Genomic DNA, 15992 nt, shown 5'->3' with positions numbered 1-15992 from the left:
CCGTAGTGTTGTTTGAGCAGTGTTGTCTGCCCGGCCGTCGTCAAAATACCGACATCACATTGGAGAGGCACCACCATGGTGGAGATCAAAACCCCCGACCAGATCGCGAAGATGCGCGAGGCGGGTCTGGTGGTCGCCGCCATCCACGCGGCCACCCGGGCGGCGGCGGTGCCCGGCGCCACCACCAGGGATCTGGACGATGTGGCCCGCAAGGTGCTGGCCGAGCACGGGGCGAAGTCGAACTTCCTCGGTTACGGCGGCTTCCCCGCCACTATCTGCACCTCGGTGAACGAGGTCGTGGTGCATGGCATCCCGGACACCGGGACCGTCCTCAAGGACGGTGACATCATCTCCGTCGACGCCGGAGCGATCGTGAACGGCTGGCACGGGGACGCCGCCTTCACCGCCTTTGTGGGCACCGGTCACGCTCCGGAGCTGGTGGAGCTGTCCCGGGTGACCCAGGAGTCCATGTGGGCGGGCATCGCGGCGGTGAAGAAGGGCAACCGGCTGGTGGACCTCTCCCGGGCCATCGAGGGCTATATCCGCCGCCAGCCCCGCCCGGCCTCCGGCAAGTACGGGATCATCGAGGACTACGGCGGCCATGGCATCGGCTCCCAGATGCACATGGATCCGCACCTGCTGAACTATGTCTCGCGCAAGCGGGGCCGCGGGCCCAAGCTGGTCCCCGGCTTCTGCATCGCCATTGAGCCGATGGTGAGCCTGGGCACGGCCAAGACGCATGTCCTCGAGGACGAGTGGACGGTCAAGACGGACGACCTGACCTGGTCCTCGCACTGGGAGCACTCGGTCGCGCTCACGGAGGAGGGCCCGCTGGTCCTCACCGCCGTGGACGGCGGGAAGGCGAAGCTGGCGGAACTGGGGATCACGGCCGCGCCGGATCCGCTGGGCTGAGCCCGGCCCGTCGGCCGGAGGCCGGCGCAGTCGCTCGAAGCTTGTGAGGCGCCCTGGCGCCGAGCCCGCGAGGGCGGCGTTGAGGGGATCCTGCGGCGGGAAGGCGAAGCTGGCGGAACTGGGGATCACGGCCGCGCCGGATCCACTGGGCTGAGCCAGGAGTAGTGATCTCTGCGAGTGGGCAACAGATCCTGGATTAGTCTTTCCGGTTGCCCTGACGTAGACTGATGCGTCGGCTCTCGTGTATCTGCATGCCCATGTCCGCATGGGGTGCGAACACCTGAGTCGATCAAGGTAGCCGATTCGAAAGGCGAAGCGTGGCCAAGAAGCAAGGTGCCATCGAGATTGAGGGCACCGTGATCGAGTCTCTGCCGAACGCCATGTTCAGGGTGGAGCTCCAGAACGGTCACAAGGTCCTCGCGCACATCAGCGGCAAGATGCGGATGCACTACATCCGTATCCTTCCCGACGACCGGGTCGTGGTGGAGCTCTCTCCGTACGACCTGACGCGCGGACGGATCGTCTACCGCTACAAGTAGATCTTGCTCGAGCCCCGCTCCCGTGGGGTGAAGGCACTGACCCGGAGAACCTCACATCCCATGAAGGTCAAGCCGAGCGTCAAGAAGATCTGCGACAAGTGCAAGGTGATCCGCCGTCACGGCCGGGTCATGGTCATCTGCGACAACCTGCGCCACAAGCAGCGCCAGGGCTGACGCAGAACCTGCACTCCGCAGTTTCTTCGCGCGACGCATAGCAATACGTACATACGCAGACACCCGACCCCCGCGGTAACGCGTGGGCGACACCCCCGGCGGAGGCCGGGGACCCGGCTCGTAAACACATACGGGAACGGTGCTGCGGAAGACCTCCGAACACTCAGGAGCCACATTCATGGCACGCCTCGCAGGCGTTGACCTCCCGCGCGACAAGCGCGTCGAGGTCGCCCTCACCTACGTCTTCGGCATCGGGCGCACCCGGTCGAAGGAGACCCTCGCCGCCACCGGTGTGAACCCCGACACCCGCGTTCGCGACCTGGCCGAAGAGGACCTGGTCAAGATCCGCGAGTATGTGGATGCCAACCTCCGGACCGAGGGTGACCTCCGCCGTGAGATCCAGGCCGACATCCGCCGCAAGGTCGAGATCGGTTGCTACCAGGGTCTGCGTCACCGCCGTGGCCTGCCCGTCCACGGTCAGCGCACCAGCACCAACGCCCGCACCCGCAAGGGCCCGCGTCGCGCCATCGCCGGCAAGAAGAAGCCGGGCAAGAAGTAGTCCTCAGCGGACGCTTACCAGCGGTCTTCGCTGTAGGACCGACCACCTCCACGGGAGAATCGAATGCCCCCCAAGGGACGCCAGGGCGCTGCCAAGAAGGTGCGCCGCAAGGAAAAGAAGAACGTCGCTCACGGCCACGCGCACATCAAGAGCACGTTCAACAACACCATCGTTTCGATCACCGACCCCACGGGCAACGTGATCTCCTGGGCCTCCGCCGGCCACGTCGGCTTCAAGGGCTCGCGCAAGTCCACCCCGTTCGCCGCGCAGATGGCCGCCGAGTCGGCCGCGCGTCGCGCGCAGGAGCACGGCATGCGCAAGGTTGACGTCTTCGTCAAGGGCCCGGGCTCCGGTCGTGAGACCGCCATCCGTTCGCTGCAGGCGACCGGCCTCGAGGTCGGCTCCATCCAGGACGTCACCCCGACCCCGCACAACGGCTGCCGTCCGCCCAAGCGTCGGCGCGTCTGACGCCGCGCTGAGGCGGCCTGGCGGTCGGCCGGGGGTGTGGGGGTTGCCCCCCACATGTCGCAGCACGGCTGCCGTCCGCCGAAGCGGAGGCGCGTCTGACCTCAGGTGCGTTACGCATCTGTGGCTGATGTGCGTTCGGGCGGGAAGACCCTTCGGGGTCTTTCCGCCCGTACCCTGTTGTACAGAGGGCGTCAAATAGCGGGCGCCCATGACTGAAGGATCCACAACATGCTGATCGCTCAGCGCCCCTCGCTGACCGAAGAGGTCGTGGACGAGTTCCGTTCCCGGTTCGTGATCGAGCCGCTGGAGCCGGGCTTCGGCTACACCCTCGGCAACTCCCTGCGCCGTACGCTCCTCTCCTCGATCCCGGGTGCGGCGGTCACGTCCATCCGTATCGACGGTGTCCTGCACGAGTTCACCACCGTGCCGGGCGTCAAGGAGGACGTCACCGACCTCATCCTCAACATCAAGCAGCTGGTCGTCTCCTCGGAGCACGACGAGCCGGTCGTGATGTACCTGCGCAAGCAGGGCCCGGGTCTGGTCACCGCCGCCGACATCGCGCCCCCGGCCGGTGTCGAGGTGCACAACCCCGACCTGGTTCTGGCGACCCTGAACGCCAAGGGCAAGCTGGAGATGGAGCTGACCGTCGAGCGCGGTCGCGGCTATGTCTCGGCCGTCCAGAACAAGCAGGTGGGCCAGGAGATCGGCCGTATCCCGGTCGACTCCATCTACTCGCCGGTGCTCAAGGTCACCTACAAGGTGGAGGCGACCCGTGTCGAGCAGCGCACCGACTTCGACAAGCTGATCGTCGACGTCGAGACCAAGCAGGCCATGCGCCCGCGTGACGCCATGGCGTCGGCCGGCAAGACCCTGGTCGAGCTGTTCGGTCTGGCCCGCGAGCTCAACATCGACGCCGAGGGCATCGACATGGGCCCGTCCCCGACGGACGCCGCCTTGGCCGCCGACCTGGCGCTGCCGATCGAGGAGCTGGAGCTCACCGTTCGGTCCTACAACTGCCTCAAGCGCGAGGGCATCCACTCCGTGGGTGAGCTCGTCGCCCGCTCCGAGGCCGACCTGCTCGACATCCGCAACTTCGGTGCGAAGTCGATCGACGAGGTCAAGGCGAAGCTGGCTGGCATGGGCCTGGCCCTCAAGGACAGCCCGCCCGGATTCGACCCGACCGCCGCCGCCGACGCCTTTGGCGCCGACGACGACGCGGACGCCGGGTTCGTGGAGACCGAGCAGTACTGATCTTCCGGTAGGCGACCGCCTGCTGGGACCTGACACCGGTACCTGATACGGCCGGTGCAGAGAACAAGGAGAAACACCATGCCGCGTCCCACCAAGGGAGCCCGTCTGGGCGGCAGCGCCGCGCACGAGAAGCTGCTGCTGGCGAACCTCGCCAAGTCGCTGTTCGAGCACGGCCGCATCACCACGACCGAGGCCAAGGCCCGCCGCCTGCGTCCGGTCGCGGAGCGCCTGATCACCAAGGCGAAGAAGGGCGACATTCACAACCGTCGCCTGGTGCTGCAGACGATCACCGACAAGGGCATCGTCCACACCCTCTTCACCGAGATCGCCCCGCGCTTCGCCGAGCGTCCGGGTGGCTACACCCGCATCACCAAGATCGGTAACCGCCGGGGCGACAACGCGCCCATGGCCGTGATCGAGCTGGTCGAGGGCGAGATCGCCAAGAAGGCGACGGTTGCCGAGGCCGAGGCCGCCACCAAGCGTGCGGTCAAGGAGGCGGACGCCGCCAAGGTCGAGGACAAGGTCGAGGACGCTGTCCCCGCCCAGGAGTCCAAGGACGCCTGACGCTCCCGATGGGTGCATACGGACGGGCCCGCTCCCCTTTGAGGGGGCGGGCCCGTCCCGCTTTTCTGGATGTTCTGGAGAGGAATTCTCGGTGAGTGACGAGGCTGAGCCGGGTTTCATCCGGGTGCGGCTGGACCTGTCGTATGACGGCAAGGACTTCTCGGGCTGGGCCAAGCAGCATCAACGCCGCACGGTCCAGGGTGAGTTGGAGGACGCGCTGCGCACCGTGACCCGGTCCGCCCAGACCTGTGAGCTGACGGTCGCGGGCCGTACGGACGCCGGTGTGCATGCCCGCGGACAGGTCGCGCATGTGGATCTGCCGGTGGACGTGTGGGCCGAGCACCGGGAGAAGCTGCTGCGGCGGCTCGCCGGGCGGCTGCCGCACGATGTCCGGGTGTGGCGGGCGGCCGAGGCGCCGGCCGGGTTCAACGCACGGTTCTCGGCGGTCTGGCGACGGTACGCCTACCGGGTGGTCGATCATGTGGGCGGGGTGGATCCGCTGTTGCGCGGTCATGTCCTGTGGCATGACTGGCCGTTGGACGTGGAGGCGATGAACGAGGCGTCCCGGCCCCTGATCGGGGAGCACGACTTCGCGGCGTACTGCAAGAGGCGCGAGGGCGCGACGACCATTCGTACGCTGCAGCGGCTGAGCTGGGAACGCGATGCGTCGGGCGTGGTCACGGCCACGGTGCGGGCGGATGCCTTCTGCCACAACATGGTGCGGTCACTGGTGGGTGCGCTGCTGTTCGTCGGTGACGGGCACCGGCCCGTGGAGTGGCCGGGGCGGGTGCTGGCGGCGGGGGTACGGGATTCGGCCGTGCATGTGGTGCGACCGCATGGGCTGACGCTGGAGGAGGTCGGTTACCCGGCGGATTCGCAGCTGGCCGCGCGGAATCGGGAGGCGCGGAACCGGCGGACGCTACCGGGGGCCGGGTGTTGTTAGGGATGTGCCCCGGCTCCGGGGCACAGCTCCCTGCTGCCGTCAGTCCGTCTCCGCCGGGCAGCTGACCGCCAGGTCGCTGTTGACGGTGAGGTAGGGGCGGATGCCCTGGACGGTCGGGTAGAGGTCGGTCTTGTTGCGGTCGACGATGTCGCTGATGATCCGGCCGACCCGCACCGGCTCGGCGTCGGTGGCCAGCCGCAGGGAGAGGTCCCAGACGGTCTCCTGGCCGGTGTTGCCGCGGGCGACCTTCAACTGCTTGTAGGGCAGCGAGAACCGGAAAGTCGTGTCGTCGACAACGGTGACCTCCGCGGAGATGTCGGTCGCGGTCTCCGCGCGCGGCGTGCCGATGACGAACGGCTTGCTGTCGGGGTTGAACTCGGTGCCGTGGAGCGTGCCTTCGACCGTGAACTCGGTCCTGCTCTGACGGATCGTCAGTGCTTCCGCGTGTGCCTTGCGGTGCCAGGCGCGCAGTGCCAGGTAGCCGTCCACGGTCGGGTAGGGCACCGCCCAGGTGAACGGCGAGCCCGGCAGCGGCCGCAGCTCCAACAGGCCGCGCCCTTCGGCGAGATGGGAGGTCACCCGGCGGCGGGCCTGGTCCTCGCCGCGCACGATGTGCAGGTCCCAGCGGCCCTCGCCGAGCCGCGGCTCCTGGCGGTCGAGGACGGCCGTGTAGGGGGCGCCCGGGGTGGCCGGAGCCCGCAGCGGGAGGCGGTGGGAGGTGCCCTCCTTGCGCCGGGTGACCGTGAGGCTGAGGTCGTCGCCGGTCAGCCCCTTGGACTCGACCGAGAAGGCGATATTGCCGTCGGCGTCGATGCGGCAGGACGCGGTGGCCCGCAGCGGCTTGCGGACGATCCCCTTCAGGGCCGCCGCGACCGGCTGCTTGGCGACCGGCTGTTTGGCGACCGGACGGCGCAGCGGGCGGACCAGCTTGCCGACGGTGCGGCGCAGCAGCTTGCTCAGCGGCACCTGTTCGGCCCGGCCGCTGCCGGTCGCGGGCTTGGCGGGCGTGGCGGTGGTGTCGGCGCCCAGGCTCTTGATGAGCTCCTCATAGGCGTCGGCGATCCGCTCGGGGGCGTAGCGCTGGGCGGCTTTGCGGGCGGCGGTGCCCATGGTGCGGCGCAGCTCGTCGTCCTCGATCAGCTTGAGGAGGCCCTTGGCGATGGCGTCGACGTCGCCGACCGGGACCAGGAGGCCGTCCGTGCCATCGCCGATGATCTCGCCGGGGCCGTGCGGGCAGTCGGTGGCGACGACGGGGACGCCGCAGTTCATGGCCTCCACGATCGTCATGCCGAAGGACTCCTCGCGGGAGGTGACGGCGGCGATGGAGCCCTTGGCCCACTCGGTCTCGATGGGGGAGTGGGCGCCCATCAGGGTGAGGGTCTCGGTGAGGCCGAGCTGGTCGATCTGGGCGCGCAGCTTGGCCTGTTCGGGGCCGCGGCCGTAGATGCGCAGCTTCCAGTCGGGGTGGGCGGCGTGCACGGTGGCCCAGGCGGCGACGAGCAGGTCGTAGCGCTTGACGGGGATGAGCCGGCCGGCGGCGACGACCAGCTTGGTGGCGGGGTCGGCGGGTTCGACCTCGGAGGGCGGGCAGCCGTTCGGGATGCAGACGATCTTGGTCTTGGTGTCCGGGAACTGCTCGCGATGGGTGTTGGCGTCGGCCTCGGAGACGGTGGTGTGCGCGTCGAGGCGGGGGATGGCGCGGTCCTGGGCGGCTCGGATGTGCGGCTCGTGGGTGCCGTAGATCCGGTGCTCCTGGCCGATGCGCAGATAGCGGTCCTGGCCGAATTCGGCGAGGTACATCACCAGGCCGGGGCGGGTGGCGATGACGACATCGGCGTCGGTCCGCTCGAGGTGCGCGGCGACCCGCTGGTCGGTGAGGGCGCTGAAGTGCGCGCCCTTCGCCTCCTTGGGCGGGATGTGGGCGCTCTCCCGGGTCAGCAGCTCATGGTCGCGGTCGGCGCCCTCGTCGGGACGGTTGTCGATCAGGTTGACGAGCTTGACGTCGCGGTGCAGGGGGAGCCGGGGGGCCTTGCCGGTTCTGATGACCGAGACGATCTCCACCTGGTGCCGGGCGGCGAGGGCACCGGCGACGTTGAAGGTGGAGCGGATCGTGCCGCCGATGCCATAGGCGTTCTGAAGCAGGAAAGAGATCTTCATCGCGTGTGTGCGCGGTGCCCTCGGGGCATCGCGTCCATCCTCCCCCTGGCATGGGTGTCGGGGTCCGTCCCCTGCGGGCCGGACTGAATTCCTGACCGGTCCGGCCGGACCTGTCGATTAAGACTGTCGACAGGGATTTTGGTTGCATTGGCAGCCTACATTGTGGCTTGCGGCACGTCCCAAATCCGCAGGGTGAGATCGTTTTCGGGGGCGAATACGGGGCGCACGGAGGCGGTTCCGCGGAAAGGGTGGGGCAGGAGGTGCGCGGGATAGCGGCCGGGCCCGTTCGAGCGGGGCGGCGCGGAGAGCGGGGGCGGGGGCGCCTCCGGGTAGGCTGGACGGTCGCGCGCGGCGGGCCGCCGGTGCGGTGGATGTGCGGTCACGGCCGTTGGGCGGTCTGTCTCCCTGCCGAAAGACCCTGTTGGAACCCTTGTGAGAATGGAACGATCACCCGGTTGTCATTGCGTTCGGTGCACACCTGTTTATCCGGAGTCGGCGAACTGCGGATCGGTGCGCAAAGGGCGTGTCAAGTGAATCGGGGGACATCTGGTGGCGGTAGTGGGAATGGGCAGAGTGAAGATCAACGCGGCGCTGGCGGCGTCCGCACTGCTGGCGGTGGGTCTGACCGCCGGGTGCGGACGTGCGGACGACAAGGCCGTGGTGAAGAGCTCCAACAGCGCCTCTGCCACCACCGCCACCGGTCAGCCCGGGCAGCGGGCCGGGGACCGGCCGTCTGCGGCCGAGGGCGCCGACGACAAGTCGCTGGACCGGGCCGAGCTGGACGAGACGGAGGTCCCCGGCTTTTTGATCGAGCAGGTCGAGGACGACTCGGCCGGCTTCGGCAACCCCACCACCGGCAGCCCCCAGTGCCGTCCGCTGGTGACGGCACTGGGCTCCAACCCCGAGCCCCGTCCCGTCGCCTCGCTGGTCAACACCTTTGCCCGGTCCGGTGCGGACGACGAGTTCGAGGGCATGCTCGGCACCATTCGCGTCTCCTCGTACCAGGGCGACGAGGCCGCCGCCACCTTCCGGCGGCTGCGTGACTCCGCGACGGCCTGCGCGGGCGGTTTCCGGATGTCGACCGGTGAGGGGGAGTCGCAGTCCTTCGCGAAGGTGGAGTCGGTGAAGGCGCCCGCGCTGGGGGACGAAGCACTGGCGTACCGCCTGGACAACACGGTGGAGGAGGCGCCGACGCTGCTCACGGTGGTCCGCACCGGTGACACGCTGTCGATGTTCTTCGCCACCAGCCTCGATGACCTGGACGACCCCAACTCGGTGGAGATTCCCGAGCAGTTGGTCAAGGCGCAGGTGGAGAAGGTGAAGCGGGCCAAGGCCGGGGAGGCGGCCGCGCCGCGGTCGGCGGAGCCGGATCCCGGGCAGGACGACGAGGAGGACCCGGACGGCTTCCAGGCGGACCGGGCCGAGGTCGTCGCCCGTCTGGAGCCGGGCGGAGCGTAGGCGCCCCACCGGAGGTGAGGTCCTGCGGCAAGCCCGCCCGGGGTCCTCAGACCCCCTTGGGCGTCGCCGAAACCGCGGCCGCGGCCTGCGCCCGGCCGCGGGCCAGGATGCGGTCGAAGGCGTAGGCCGCCACATCGCGCCCGGCCGTCAGCGCCTGGGTGTCGTCGGCGGTGACGGGCTTGCCGTCGGTGTAGCCCGCGATGGTGAAGTAGGCGTAGCGGCCGGCCGCGTTGGCGCTGGTCCGGCAGGACGGGCCGTGGCAGAAGGCGGGGCTCCCGCCTCCGGTGAGGGCGGCGATGTTTCCCGTGGACCGGTCCTTGACCTGGTCCGCGGTGGCCTTGGCGTCGAAGACGGCGACGCCGACGGTGACCGCGACCCCGCCCCGTACATAGGTGGCCCGCAGCACCCTGCGGCAGTCGTTGCCGGAGAGCACGGAGCCCAGTCCGCCCTGGGTGACCGAGGCGCAGTCGGTGTCCTCGGAGGTGGCGACCCGCTCGTAGCCGCGTGGGCCCACGGCGAATCTGGCGTTGGGGAACAGGGTCGTGGGGGAGAGCGGCGCCTTGTCCTTCGCCGCGCTCGCTATGAAGTCGCGCGGGTCCGGTGGTGACGGCGGTGTGACCGGGGTGAACGTGGGCTCGGGGGACGCGGAGGCGCTGGGGAGCTTCCCGTTGTGCGGCCGGTCCGCCGCCTTGCCTCCTTTGTCCGACTGGACGACCGCGGTCGCCACGATCGCCGCGACCGCCCCGGCGGCCAGCACCCCGCCGCCGATCAGCAGCCACTTGCGCCGTCGTCCGCGGGCCGCGGCGCCGTCCGCGAGCGCCGCCCAGTCCGGTGTCTGCTGTCCCGGTGGCGGTCCCCACGGCTGCTGCTGCCCGGATTCCCCGTGGGCCCCGTCCGGCCCCCCCTGCCCAAAGCTCATGGGCCGCATCGTAAACCGGTTGGTCACCGACCCGGGAGGCGCCAGAATGCGGCCCATGGGACACGTCGAGGCCGGACATCTGGAGTACTTCCTCCCCGATGGGAGGCCGCTGCTCGGCGATGTGTCGTTCCGGGTCGGCGAGGGCGCCGTCGTCGCCCTGGTCGGGGCCAACGGCGCGGGCAAGACCACGCTGCTGCGGCTGATCGCGGGGGAGCTCCAGCCGCACGGCGGTTCGGTCGTGGTCGGCGGCGGGCTCGGGGTGATGCCGCAGTTCGTGGGGTCCGTACGGGACGACCGGACGGTCCGCGACCTGCTGGTGTCCGTCGCCCGTCCGGGCATCCGGGAGGCGGCGAAGGCGGTGGACGAGGCCGAGGAGGCCGTGCTGACCGTCGATGACGAGGCCGCGCAGCTGGCGTACGCCCAGGCGCTCGCCGACTGGGCCGAGGCGCGTGGCTACGAGGCCGAGACCATGTGGGACATGTGCACCATGGCCGCGCTCGGCGTCCCCTATGAGAAGGCCCAGTGGCGCAAGGTGCGCACCCTCTCCGGGGGCGAGCAGAAGCGGCTGGTCCTGGAGGCGCTGCTGCGCGGCCCGGACGAGGTGCTGCTGCTCGACGAGCCGGACAACTACCTGGACGTGCCCGGCAAGCGCTGGCTGGAGGAGCGGCTGCGGGAGACCAAGAAGACCGTCCTCTTCGTCAGCCACGACCGTGAGCTGCTGTCCCGCTCCGCCGAGAAGATCATCAGCGTTGAGCCGGCCCCGGCGGGCAGCGATGTGTGGGTGCACGGCGGCGGCTTCGGCACGTACCACGCGGCGCGCAAGGAGCGCTTCGCCCGCTTCGAGGAGCTGCGCAGGCGCTGGGACGAGGAACACGCCAAGCTGCGCCGGCTGATGCTGATGTTCAAGCAGAAGGCCGCCTACAACTCCGATATGGCCAGCCGCTACCAGGCGGCCAGGACCCGGCTGCGGAGGTTCGAGGAGGCGGGCCCGCCGCAGGAGCCGCCGCGCGAGCAGGACATCCGGATGCGGCTGCGCGGCGGGCGCACCGGGTTGCGGGCCGTGACCTGCGCGGGGCTGGCGCTGACCGGCCTTATGCGGCCGTTCGACCTGGAGGTCTTCTACGGCGAGCGGGTCGCGGTGCTCGGCTCCAATGGCTCCGGCAAGTCGCACTTCCTGCGGCTGCTGGCCGGGGACACCGAGCACCCGGTAGCTCACACCGGGGCCTGGAAGCTGGGCGCGCGGGTGGTGCCCGGCCACTTCGCGCAGACCCACGCCCACCCCGAGCTGCAGGGCCGCACGCTCGTCGACATCCTGTGGACCGAGCATGCCAGGGACCGGGGCGGTGCGATGTCCGCCCTGCGGCGCTATGAGCTGGAGCGGCAGGGCGATCAGCCCTTCGAGAAGCTCTCCGGCGGCCAGCAGGCCCGCTTCCAGATCCTGCTGCTGGAGCTGGCGGGCACCACGGCGCTGCTGCTGGACGAGCCGACGGACAACCTCGACCTGGAGAGCGCGGAGGCCCTGCAGGAGGGGCTGGAGGCATACGAGGGGACGGTGCTGGCCGTCACCCATGACCGCTGGTTCGCTCGTTCGTTTGATCGATTCCTGGTTTTTGGCGCGGACGGGCGAGTGCGGGAGGCTTCGGAGCCGGTGTGGGACGAGGAGCGCGTGGCGCGGCGCCGATAGGGGGTGTCTTATGGATCAGCACAGGCCCTGGGCCGCGTCAGCCGGTGGGACCATGTTTTGACCCCGCCGGTACGCGCCCGGTAGGCTACGAGTTCGTTATGCGTATTGGCTTGGTCGTTCTCACGCGAGGGGCCCTTACGCTTGTCCGTCAGGTTGACCACCGGCGGCCGACACGTGGGTTGCGTCCCCGCGGTGCGGCCAACGCCGGGTGATCGTCCCGTGCGGACCGTGTCAGGACCCACACTCACACTGAAGAAGCGAAGGCTACGACCGTGCGTACGTTCAGCCCCAAGCCCGGCGATGTCCAGCGCCAGTGGCACATCATCGACGCGCAGGACGTCGTCCTGGGCCGTCTGGCCTCTACGGCTGCCTCCCTGCTGCGCGGCAAGCACAAGCCCGTGTACGCGCCGCATGTCGACACGGGCGACTTTGTCGTCATCGTCAACGCCGACAAGGTGCACCTGTCCGGCAACAAGCGGACCCAGAAGATGGCCTACCGGCACTCCGGTTTCCCGGGTGGTCTGCGCTCCGTCCGGTACGACGAGCTGCTCGACAAGAACCCGGAGAAGGCCGTCGAGAAGGCCGTCAAGGGCATGCTGCCCAAGAACACCCTCGGCCGTCAGATGCTCTCGAAGCTGAAGGTCTACTCGGGCTCCGAGCACCCGCACGCCGCTCAGCAGCCCGTTCCGTTCGAGATCACCCAGGTCAAGCAGGGCTAAGTCCCGGCCACCGCCGAACCAGAAAGTCTGAGGAGAATCGTGGCTGAGACCACCGCCGAGACCCCGCTCGAAGAGGTCGAGGAGTACACCACCGAGACCGTGGTCGTCGTCGAGTCGGAGTACACCTCCGAGTCCCTCGCGTCCCGCTTCGGCGACCCGCAGCCGGCCGCCGGCCTGGGCCGTCGCAAGAACGCCATCGCCCGCGTCCGGATCGTCCCGGGCTCCGGCAAGTGGAAGATCAACGGGCGCACCCTCGAGGACTACTTCCCGAACAAGGTGCACCAGCAGGAAGTCAACGAGCCCTTCAAGGTGCTCGAGCTCGACGACCGCTACGACGTCATCGCCCGCATCTCGGGTGGCGGCGTCTCCGGCCAGGCGGGCGCCCTGCGCCTGGGCGTGGCCCGTGCCCTCAACGAGGCCGACGTCGACAACAACCGCGGCCCGCTGAAGAAGGCCGGCTTCCTCAAGCGCGACGACCGTGCGGTCGAGCGCAAGAAGGCCGGTCTGAAGAAGGCCCGCAAGGCTCCGCAGTACAGCAAGCGCTAAGCGCAAGGCCGGCTGCTCTGCTCGAACGCCCCGGCGGCACGATCCGTGCCGCCGGGGCGTTCGGCTATTGGCCGCCCGGGGCGTATACCTGAAGGCAATGCCCCGGCCCAGGCCGCGCCACCTCGGGTACAACCCGACACCTCAAGTACGGGGGGCTCTCCCGGGCCCCGAACTCCCGCGTTTTTCGGAGGACACCAGTGGGACGACTCTTCGGTACGGACGGTGTGCGCGGTGTCGCCAACGCCGATCTGACGGCCGAGCTGGCGCTCGGCCTGTCGGTCGCGGCGGCGCATGTGCTCGCCGAGGCGGGGACGTTCGAGGGCCACCGCCCGGTGGCCGTGGTCGGCCGCGATCCGCGGGCGTCCGGGGAGTTCCTGGAGGCCGCGGTGGTCGCCGGGCTGGCCAGCGCCGGCGTGGACGTCCTGCGGGTCGGGGTGCTGCCCACCCCCGCCGTCGCCTACCTCACCGGCGCGCTCGGCGCCGACCTCGGCGTGATGCTCTCCGCCAGCCACAATCCGATGCCCGACAACGGCATCAAGTTCTTCGCCCGCGGCGGCCACAAGCTCGCCGACGAGCTCGAGGACCGCATCGAGCAGACCTACCGGGCCCATGCCACCGGCGAGCCCTGGGACCGGCCCACCGGTGCCGGTGTCGGCCGGGTGCGCGAGTACGACCAGGGCTTCGACAACTACGTCGCCCACCTGATCGGGGTCCTCCCCAACCGGCTGGACGGCCTCAAGGTCGTCATCGACGGCGCGCACGGGGCCGCGGCCCGGGTCTCCCCCGAGGCGTTCGCCCGCGCCGGGGCCGAGGTCATCACCATCGGCACCGACCCCGACGGCCTCAACATCAACCATGAGTGCGGCTCCACCCACCTGGAGAAGCTGCGCCGCTCCGTCGCGGAGCACGGCGCGGACCTGGGGGTGGCCCACGACGGCGACGCCGACCGCTGCCTGGCGGTCGATGCCACCGGCGCCGAGGTGGACGGCGACCAGATCCTCGCCGTCCTCGCCCTGGCGATGCGCGAAGCGGGCTCGCTGCGCCGGAACACGGTGGTCGCCACGGTGATGTCCAACCTGGGCTTCAAGATCGCCATGGAGCGGGAGGGCGTCGAGGTCGTCCAGACCGCGGTCGGCGACCGCTATGTCCTGGAGGAGATGAAGGCGGGCGGCTTCGCCCTGGGCGGCGAGCAGTCCGGCCATGTCATCGTCCTCGACCACGCCACGACCGGTGACGGCACGCTGACCGGCCTGCTGCTGGCCGCCCGGGTCGCGGCGACGGGACGCACCCTGCGGGAGCTGTCCGGGGTGATGGAGCGGCTGCCCCAAGTCCTCATCAACGTCCGGGATGTTGACAAGTCGCGCGTCGCCACCTCGCCGGAACTGGCCGAGGCCGTCAATGACGCGGAGCGCGAACTGGGCGCGACGGGGCGGGTATTGCTGCGTTCCTCCGGTACGGAGCCGCTCGTACGGGTGATGGTGGAAGCGGCCGACATCGAACAGGCCCGGACGGTCGCCCAGCGGCTGGCGGACGTGGTCAAGTCCGTTCTGGGCTAGGAAGAGTTGAGGGGGCCGGAGGGTCGGCCCCCTACAACTTCCGCAGCGACAGCCGCTGCACCTTGTGATCCGGCCCCTTCCGCAGGATCAGATTCGACCGGCCCCGGGTGGGGGCCACATTCTCCAGCAGATTGGGCTTGTTGATCGTGCGCCAGTTGCGGCGCGCGAAGTCCAGCGCCGCCTCCTCGCTCACCTGGGTATAGCGGCGGAAGTAGGAGTCCGGGTCCTGAAAGGCCGTCGCCCGCAGCTTCTTGAACCGCTCGTAGTACCACCGCTCGATGTCATCGGCCCGGGCGTCCACATAGATGCTGAAGTCGAAGAAGTCCGCCAGCCCCACCCGGGTGCGCCCGTCCTCGCCCGGCAGCGCGGGCTGCAGGACATTGAGCCCCTCGATGATCAGGACGTCCGGGCGGTGCACGGTCAGCCGCTCGCCGGGCACGATGTCATAGATCAGATGCGAGTAGACGGGCGCGGAAACCTCCCCCTTCCCCGCCTTCACATCCGCGACAAAGCGCATCAGGGCACGCCGGTCGTAGGACTCCGGGAAGCCCTTCCTGGACATCAGGCCGCGCCGGTGCAGCTCGGCATTGGGCAGCAGAAAGCCGTCCGTGGTGACCAGCTCCACCCGCGGGTGCTCGGGCCAGCGCGCCAGCAGCGCCCGCAGCAGCCGGGCCGTGGTCGACTTGCCGACCGCGACACTGCCCGCGACGCCTATCACAAAGGGGGTGCCCCGCTGTGCCCCCTTCTCCCCGAGGAAGGTGTTGAGCGCGCCGCGCAGCTGCCCGGTGGCCCCTACATAGAGGTTCAGCAGCCTGGAGAGCGGCAGATAGACGTCCCGGACCTCGTCCAGGTCGATGACGTCACCGAGCCCGCGCAGGCCTTCGACCTCCGCGGCCGTCAGCGGCAGCGGGGTGCTCTCGCGCAGGGCGCTCCACTCGGCGCGCGTGAGGTCCACAAACGGGGAGGAGTCTCCTGCGCGGCGTCGGTGCTGCGGCTGCTCTGTGGTGGTCGGCACGGGCCCCATTGTGCGCGTGTGATGGAAGACGGTCACTGTGGGGTGTGGGGTTCGGGTGCCCCGGCAGGCGTCCCCAGGGGGAGACGGGTGACCGCGGGAGTGAAGTTCCTGTGCGGAGCCTGTACCTACTCGCCGGTCAGGAATACGGTCCCTCCCCCGGCCTCCGGCCGGAGACCCCACTCGGCCCGGCCCGCACCATGCGAGGGACCCCGTGTTCGTACTCCGTCTGGTACTCCGGCTCGTCCGGAACTCCCTCCAGCGCCTCCTCCACCGCCGGGCCGGCTCCCCGGCCGCCGGCCGGCCCGCCCCGGACGACCTCTTCGCCGACCGGGTGCGCGCCGAGCTGTCCGACGAGCTGCCGGACGAGGACCTCGGGCAGGACCTCGGCGACTGCCTGGACCAGTACCACCTGGGCAGCAAGCCGCGCTGTGAGGAGGTCGAGTATCTCGAACTCGTCCAGGAGGCCATCGACCGGATCGAGCGCGGGCGTTGACCCCGTCGCTCCCCGGCCGCTGACACCGGGGCCGT

General features: G+C 69.8%; 17 protein-coding genes. 14 read left to right on the top strand and 3 right to left on the bottom strand.

From position 1 onward, the window contains the following. Window positions 1-75: 75 nt before the first annotated feature. From map to truA, 8 genes are all read left to right on the top strand, one after another. A complete protein-coding gene (gene map / locus ABCR83_RS17920) occupies window positions 76-912 on the top strand; it encodes a type I methionyl aminopeptidase (RefSeq protein WP_462696036.1) in 837 nt (278 codons plus the stop codon). Between the two features lie 317 nt (window positions 913-1229). Beyond that, window positions 1230-1451 (top strand): translation initiation factor IF-1, encoded by a 222-nt coding sequence (gene infA / locus ABCR83_RS17915; RefSeq protein WP_014047798.1) that lies wholly within the window; start codon window positions 1230-1232, stop codon window positions 1449-1451. A gap of 60 nt (window positions 1452-1511) precedes the next feature. Next, window positions 1512-1625, top strand: a complete 114-nt coding sequence (gene rpmJ / locus ABCR83_RS17910; protein WP_003956441.1) for a 50S ribosomal protein L36 — start codon at window positions 1512-1514, stop codon at window positions 1623-1625. A gap of 178 nt (window positions 1626-1803) precedes the next feature. Continuing rightward, window positions 1804-2184, top strand: coding sequence for a 30S ribosomal protein S13 (gene rpsM / locus ABCR83_RS17905; protein ID WP_462696035.1), 381 nt, complete (start codon window positions 1804-1806; stop codon window positions 2182-2184). 63 nt (window positions 2185-2247) lie between these two features. After that, window positions 2248-2652, top strand: coding sequence for a 30S ribosomal protein S11 (gene rpsK / locus ABCR83_RS17900; protein WP_003948617.1), 405 nt, complete (start codon window positions 2248-2250; stop codon window positions 2650-2652). Between the two features lie 228 nt (window positions 2653-2880). After that, window positions 2881-3903: a DNA-directed RNA polymerase subunit alpha gene (locus tag ABCR83_RS17895; protein ID WP_004946635.1), complete on the top strand. Its 1023-nt coding sequence runs from the start codon at window positions 2881-2883 to the stop codon at window positions 3901-3903. A 78-nt stretch (window positions 3904-3981) separates the two neighbouring features. Then, window positions 3982-4467 carry a 50S ribosomal protein L17 gene (gene rplQ, locus ABCR83_RS17890; RefSeq protein ID WP_462696034.1) on the top strand — a complete coding sequence of 162 codons (486 nt, stop codon included), beginning with the start codon at window positions 3982-3984 and terminating at the stop codon, window positions 4465-4467. Between the two features lie 91 nt (window positions 4468-4558). Further along, window positions 4559-5410: a tRNA pseudouridine(38-40) synthase TruA gene (gene truA / locus ABCR83_RS17885; protein ID WP_462696033.1), complete on the top strand. Its 852-nt coding sequence runs from the start codon at window positions 4559-4561 to the stop codon at window positions 5408-5410. A gap of 39 nt (window positions 5411-5449) precedes the next feature. On the opposite strand, the gene ABCR83_RS17880 is transcribed toward truA, so the two are convergent. Then, window positions 5450-7567, bottom strand: a complete 2118-nt coding sequence (locus tag ABCR83_RS17880; protein ID WP_462696032.1) for a glycosyltransferase family 4 protein — start codon at window positions 7565-7567, stop codon at window positions 5450-5452. Window positions 7568-8131: 564 nt separating this feature from the next. Between ABCR83_RS17880 and ABCR83_RS17875 the strand changes: the two genes are divergently transcribed. Next, the gene (locus tag ABCR83_RS17875; protein WP_462696031.1) at window positions 8132-9025 is read left to right on the top strand and encodes a hypothetical protein; all 894 of its coding nucleotides are present in this window, start codon (window positions 8132-8134) and stop codon (window positions 9023-9025) included. A 46-nt stretch (window positions 9026-9071) separates the two neighbouring features. Here ABCR83_RS17875 and ABCR83_RS17870 read toward each other — a convergent pair whose 3' ends face one another. Beyond that, a complete protein-coding gene (locus ABCR83_RS17870; protein ID WP_462696030.1) occupies window positions 9072-9944 on the bottom strand; it encodes a hypothetical protein in 873 nt (290 codons plus the stop codon). Window positions 9945-9999: 55 nt separating this feature from the next. On the opposite strand from ABCR83_RS17870, the gene ABCR83_RS17865 reads away from it, so the two are divergent. The 4 genes from ABCR83_RS17865 to glmM all read left to right on the top strand — a co-directional run bounded on the left by ABCR83_RS17865 (window position 10000) and on the right by glmM (window position 14449). Continuing rightward, window positions 10000-11628, top strand: a complete 1629-nt coding sequence (locus ABCR83_RS17865; RefSeq protein ID WP_462696029.1) for an ABC-F family ATP-binding cassette domain-containing protein — start codon at window positions 10000-10002, stop codon at window positions 11626-11628. Between the two features lie 272 nt (window positions 11629-11900). After that, window positions 11901-12347, top strand: coding sequence for a 50S ribosomal protein L13 (rplM, locus tag ABCR83_RS17860; RefSeq protein ID WP_462696028.1), 447 nt, complete (start codon window positions 11901-11903; stop codon window positions 12345-12347). A gap of 39 nt (window positions 12348-12386) precedes the next feature. Continuing rightward, entirely contained in the window at window positions 12387-12893 is a 507-nt protein-coding gene (gene rpsI / locus ABCR83_RS17855; RefSeq protein WP_462696027.1) for a 30S ribosomal protein S9, read from the top strand. 197 nt (window positions 12894-13090) lie between these two features. Further along, on the top strand, window positions 13091-14449 hold the full coding sequence (gene glmM, locus ABCR83_RS17850) for a phosphoglucosamine mutase (RefSeq protein ID WP_462696026.1): 1359 nt from the start codon (window positions 13091-13093) through the stop codon (window positions 14447-14449). A gap of 31 nt (window positions 14450-14480) precedes the next feature. Here the strand turns inward: glmM and coaA are convergent, their stop codons facing one another. Then, entirely contained in the window at window positions 14481-15464 is a 984-nt protein-coding gene (coaA, locus tag ABCR83_RS17845) for a type I pantothenate kinase (RefSeq protein WP_462696025.1), read from the bottom strand. Between the two features lie 211 nt (window positions 15465-15675). On the opposite strand from coaA, the gene ABCR83_RS17840 reads away from it, so the two are divergent. Beyond that, window positions 15676-15957: a hypothetical protein gene (locus tag ABCR83_RS17840; protein ID WP_462696024.1), complete on the top strand. Its 282-nt coding sequence runs from the start codon at window positions 15676-15678 to the stop codon at window positions 15955-15957. Window positions 15958-15992: the final 35 nt, after the last annotated feature.

The sequence above is a fragment of the Streptomyces xingningensis genome (genome assembly GCF_054957865.1).
This window is presented reverse-complemented; position numbering and strand designations above follow the sequence as displayed.

What these genes read in the sequence shown, in the direction of transcription:
- ABCR83_RS17895 (WP_004946635.1), top strand. Translation starts at nt 2,881, where the DNA reads ATGCTGATCGCTCAGCGCCCCTCGCTGACCGAAGAGGTCGTGGACGAG.
- rpsK (WP_003948617.1), top strand. Translation starts at nt 2,248, where the DNA reads ATGCCCCCCAAGGGACGCCAGGGCGCTGCCAAGAAGGTGCGCCGCAAG.
- ABCR83_RS17865 (WP_462696029.1), top strand. Translation starts at nt 10,000, where the DNA reads ATGGGACACGTCGAGGCCGGACATCTGGAGTACTTCCTCCCCGATGGG.
- rplQ (WP_462696034.1), top strand. Translation starts at nt 3,982, where the DNA reads ATGCCGCGTCCCACCAAGGGAGCCCGTCTGGGCGGCAGCGCCGCGCAC.
- map (WP_462696036.1), top strand. Translation starts at nt 76, where the DNA reads ATGGTGGAGATCAAAACCCCCGACCAGATCGCGAAGATGCGCGAGGCG.
- ABCR83_RS17870 (WP_462696030.1), bottom strand. Translation starts at nt 9,944, where the DNA reads ATGAGCTTTGGGCAGGGGGGGCCGGACGGGGCCCACGGGGAATCCGGG.
- rpsM (WP_462696035.1), top strand. Translation starts at nt 1,804, where the DNA reads ATGGCACGCCTCGCAGGCGTTGACCTCCCGCGCGACAAGCGCGTCGAG.
- ABCR83_RS17875 (WP_462696031.1), top strand. Translation starts at nt 8,132, where the DNA reads ATGGGCAGAGTGAAGATCAACGCGGCGCTGGCGGCGTCCGCACTGCTG.
- rpmJ (WP_003956441.1), top strand. Translation starts at nt 1,512, where the DNA reads ATGAAGGTCAAGCCGAGCGTCAAGAAGATCTGCGACAAGTGCAAGGTG.
- ABCR83_RS17880 (WP_462696032.1), bottom strand. Translation starts at nt 7,567, where the DNA reads ATGAAGATCTCTTTCCTGCTTCAGAACGCCTATGGCATCGGCGGCACG.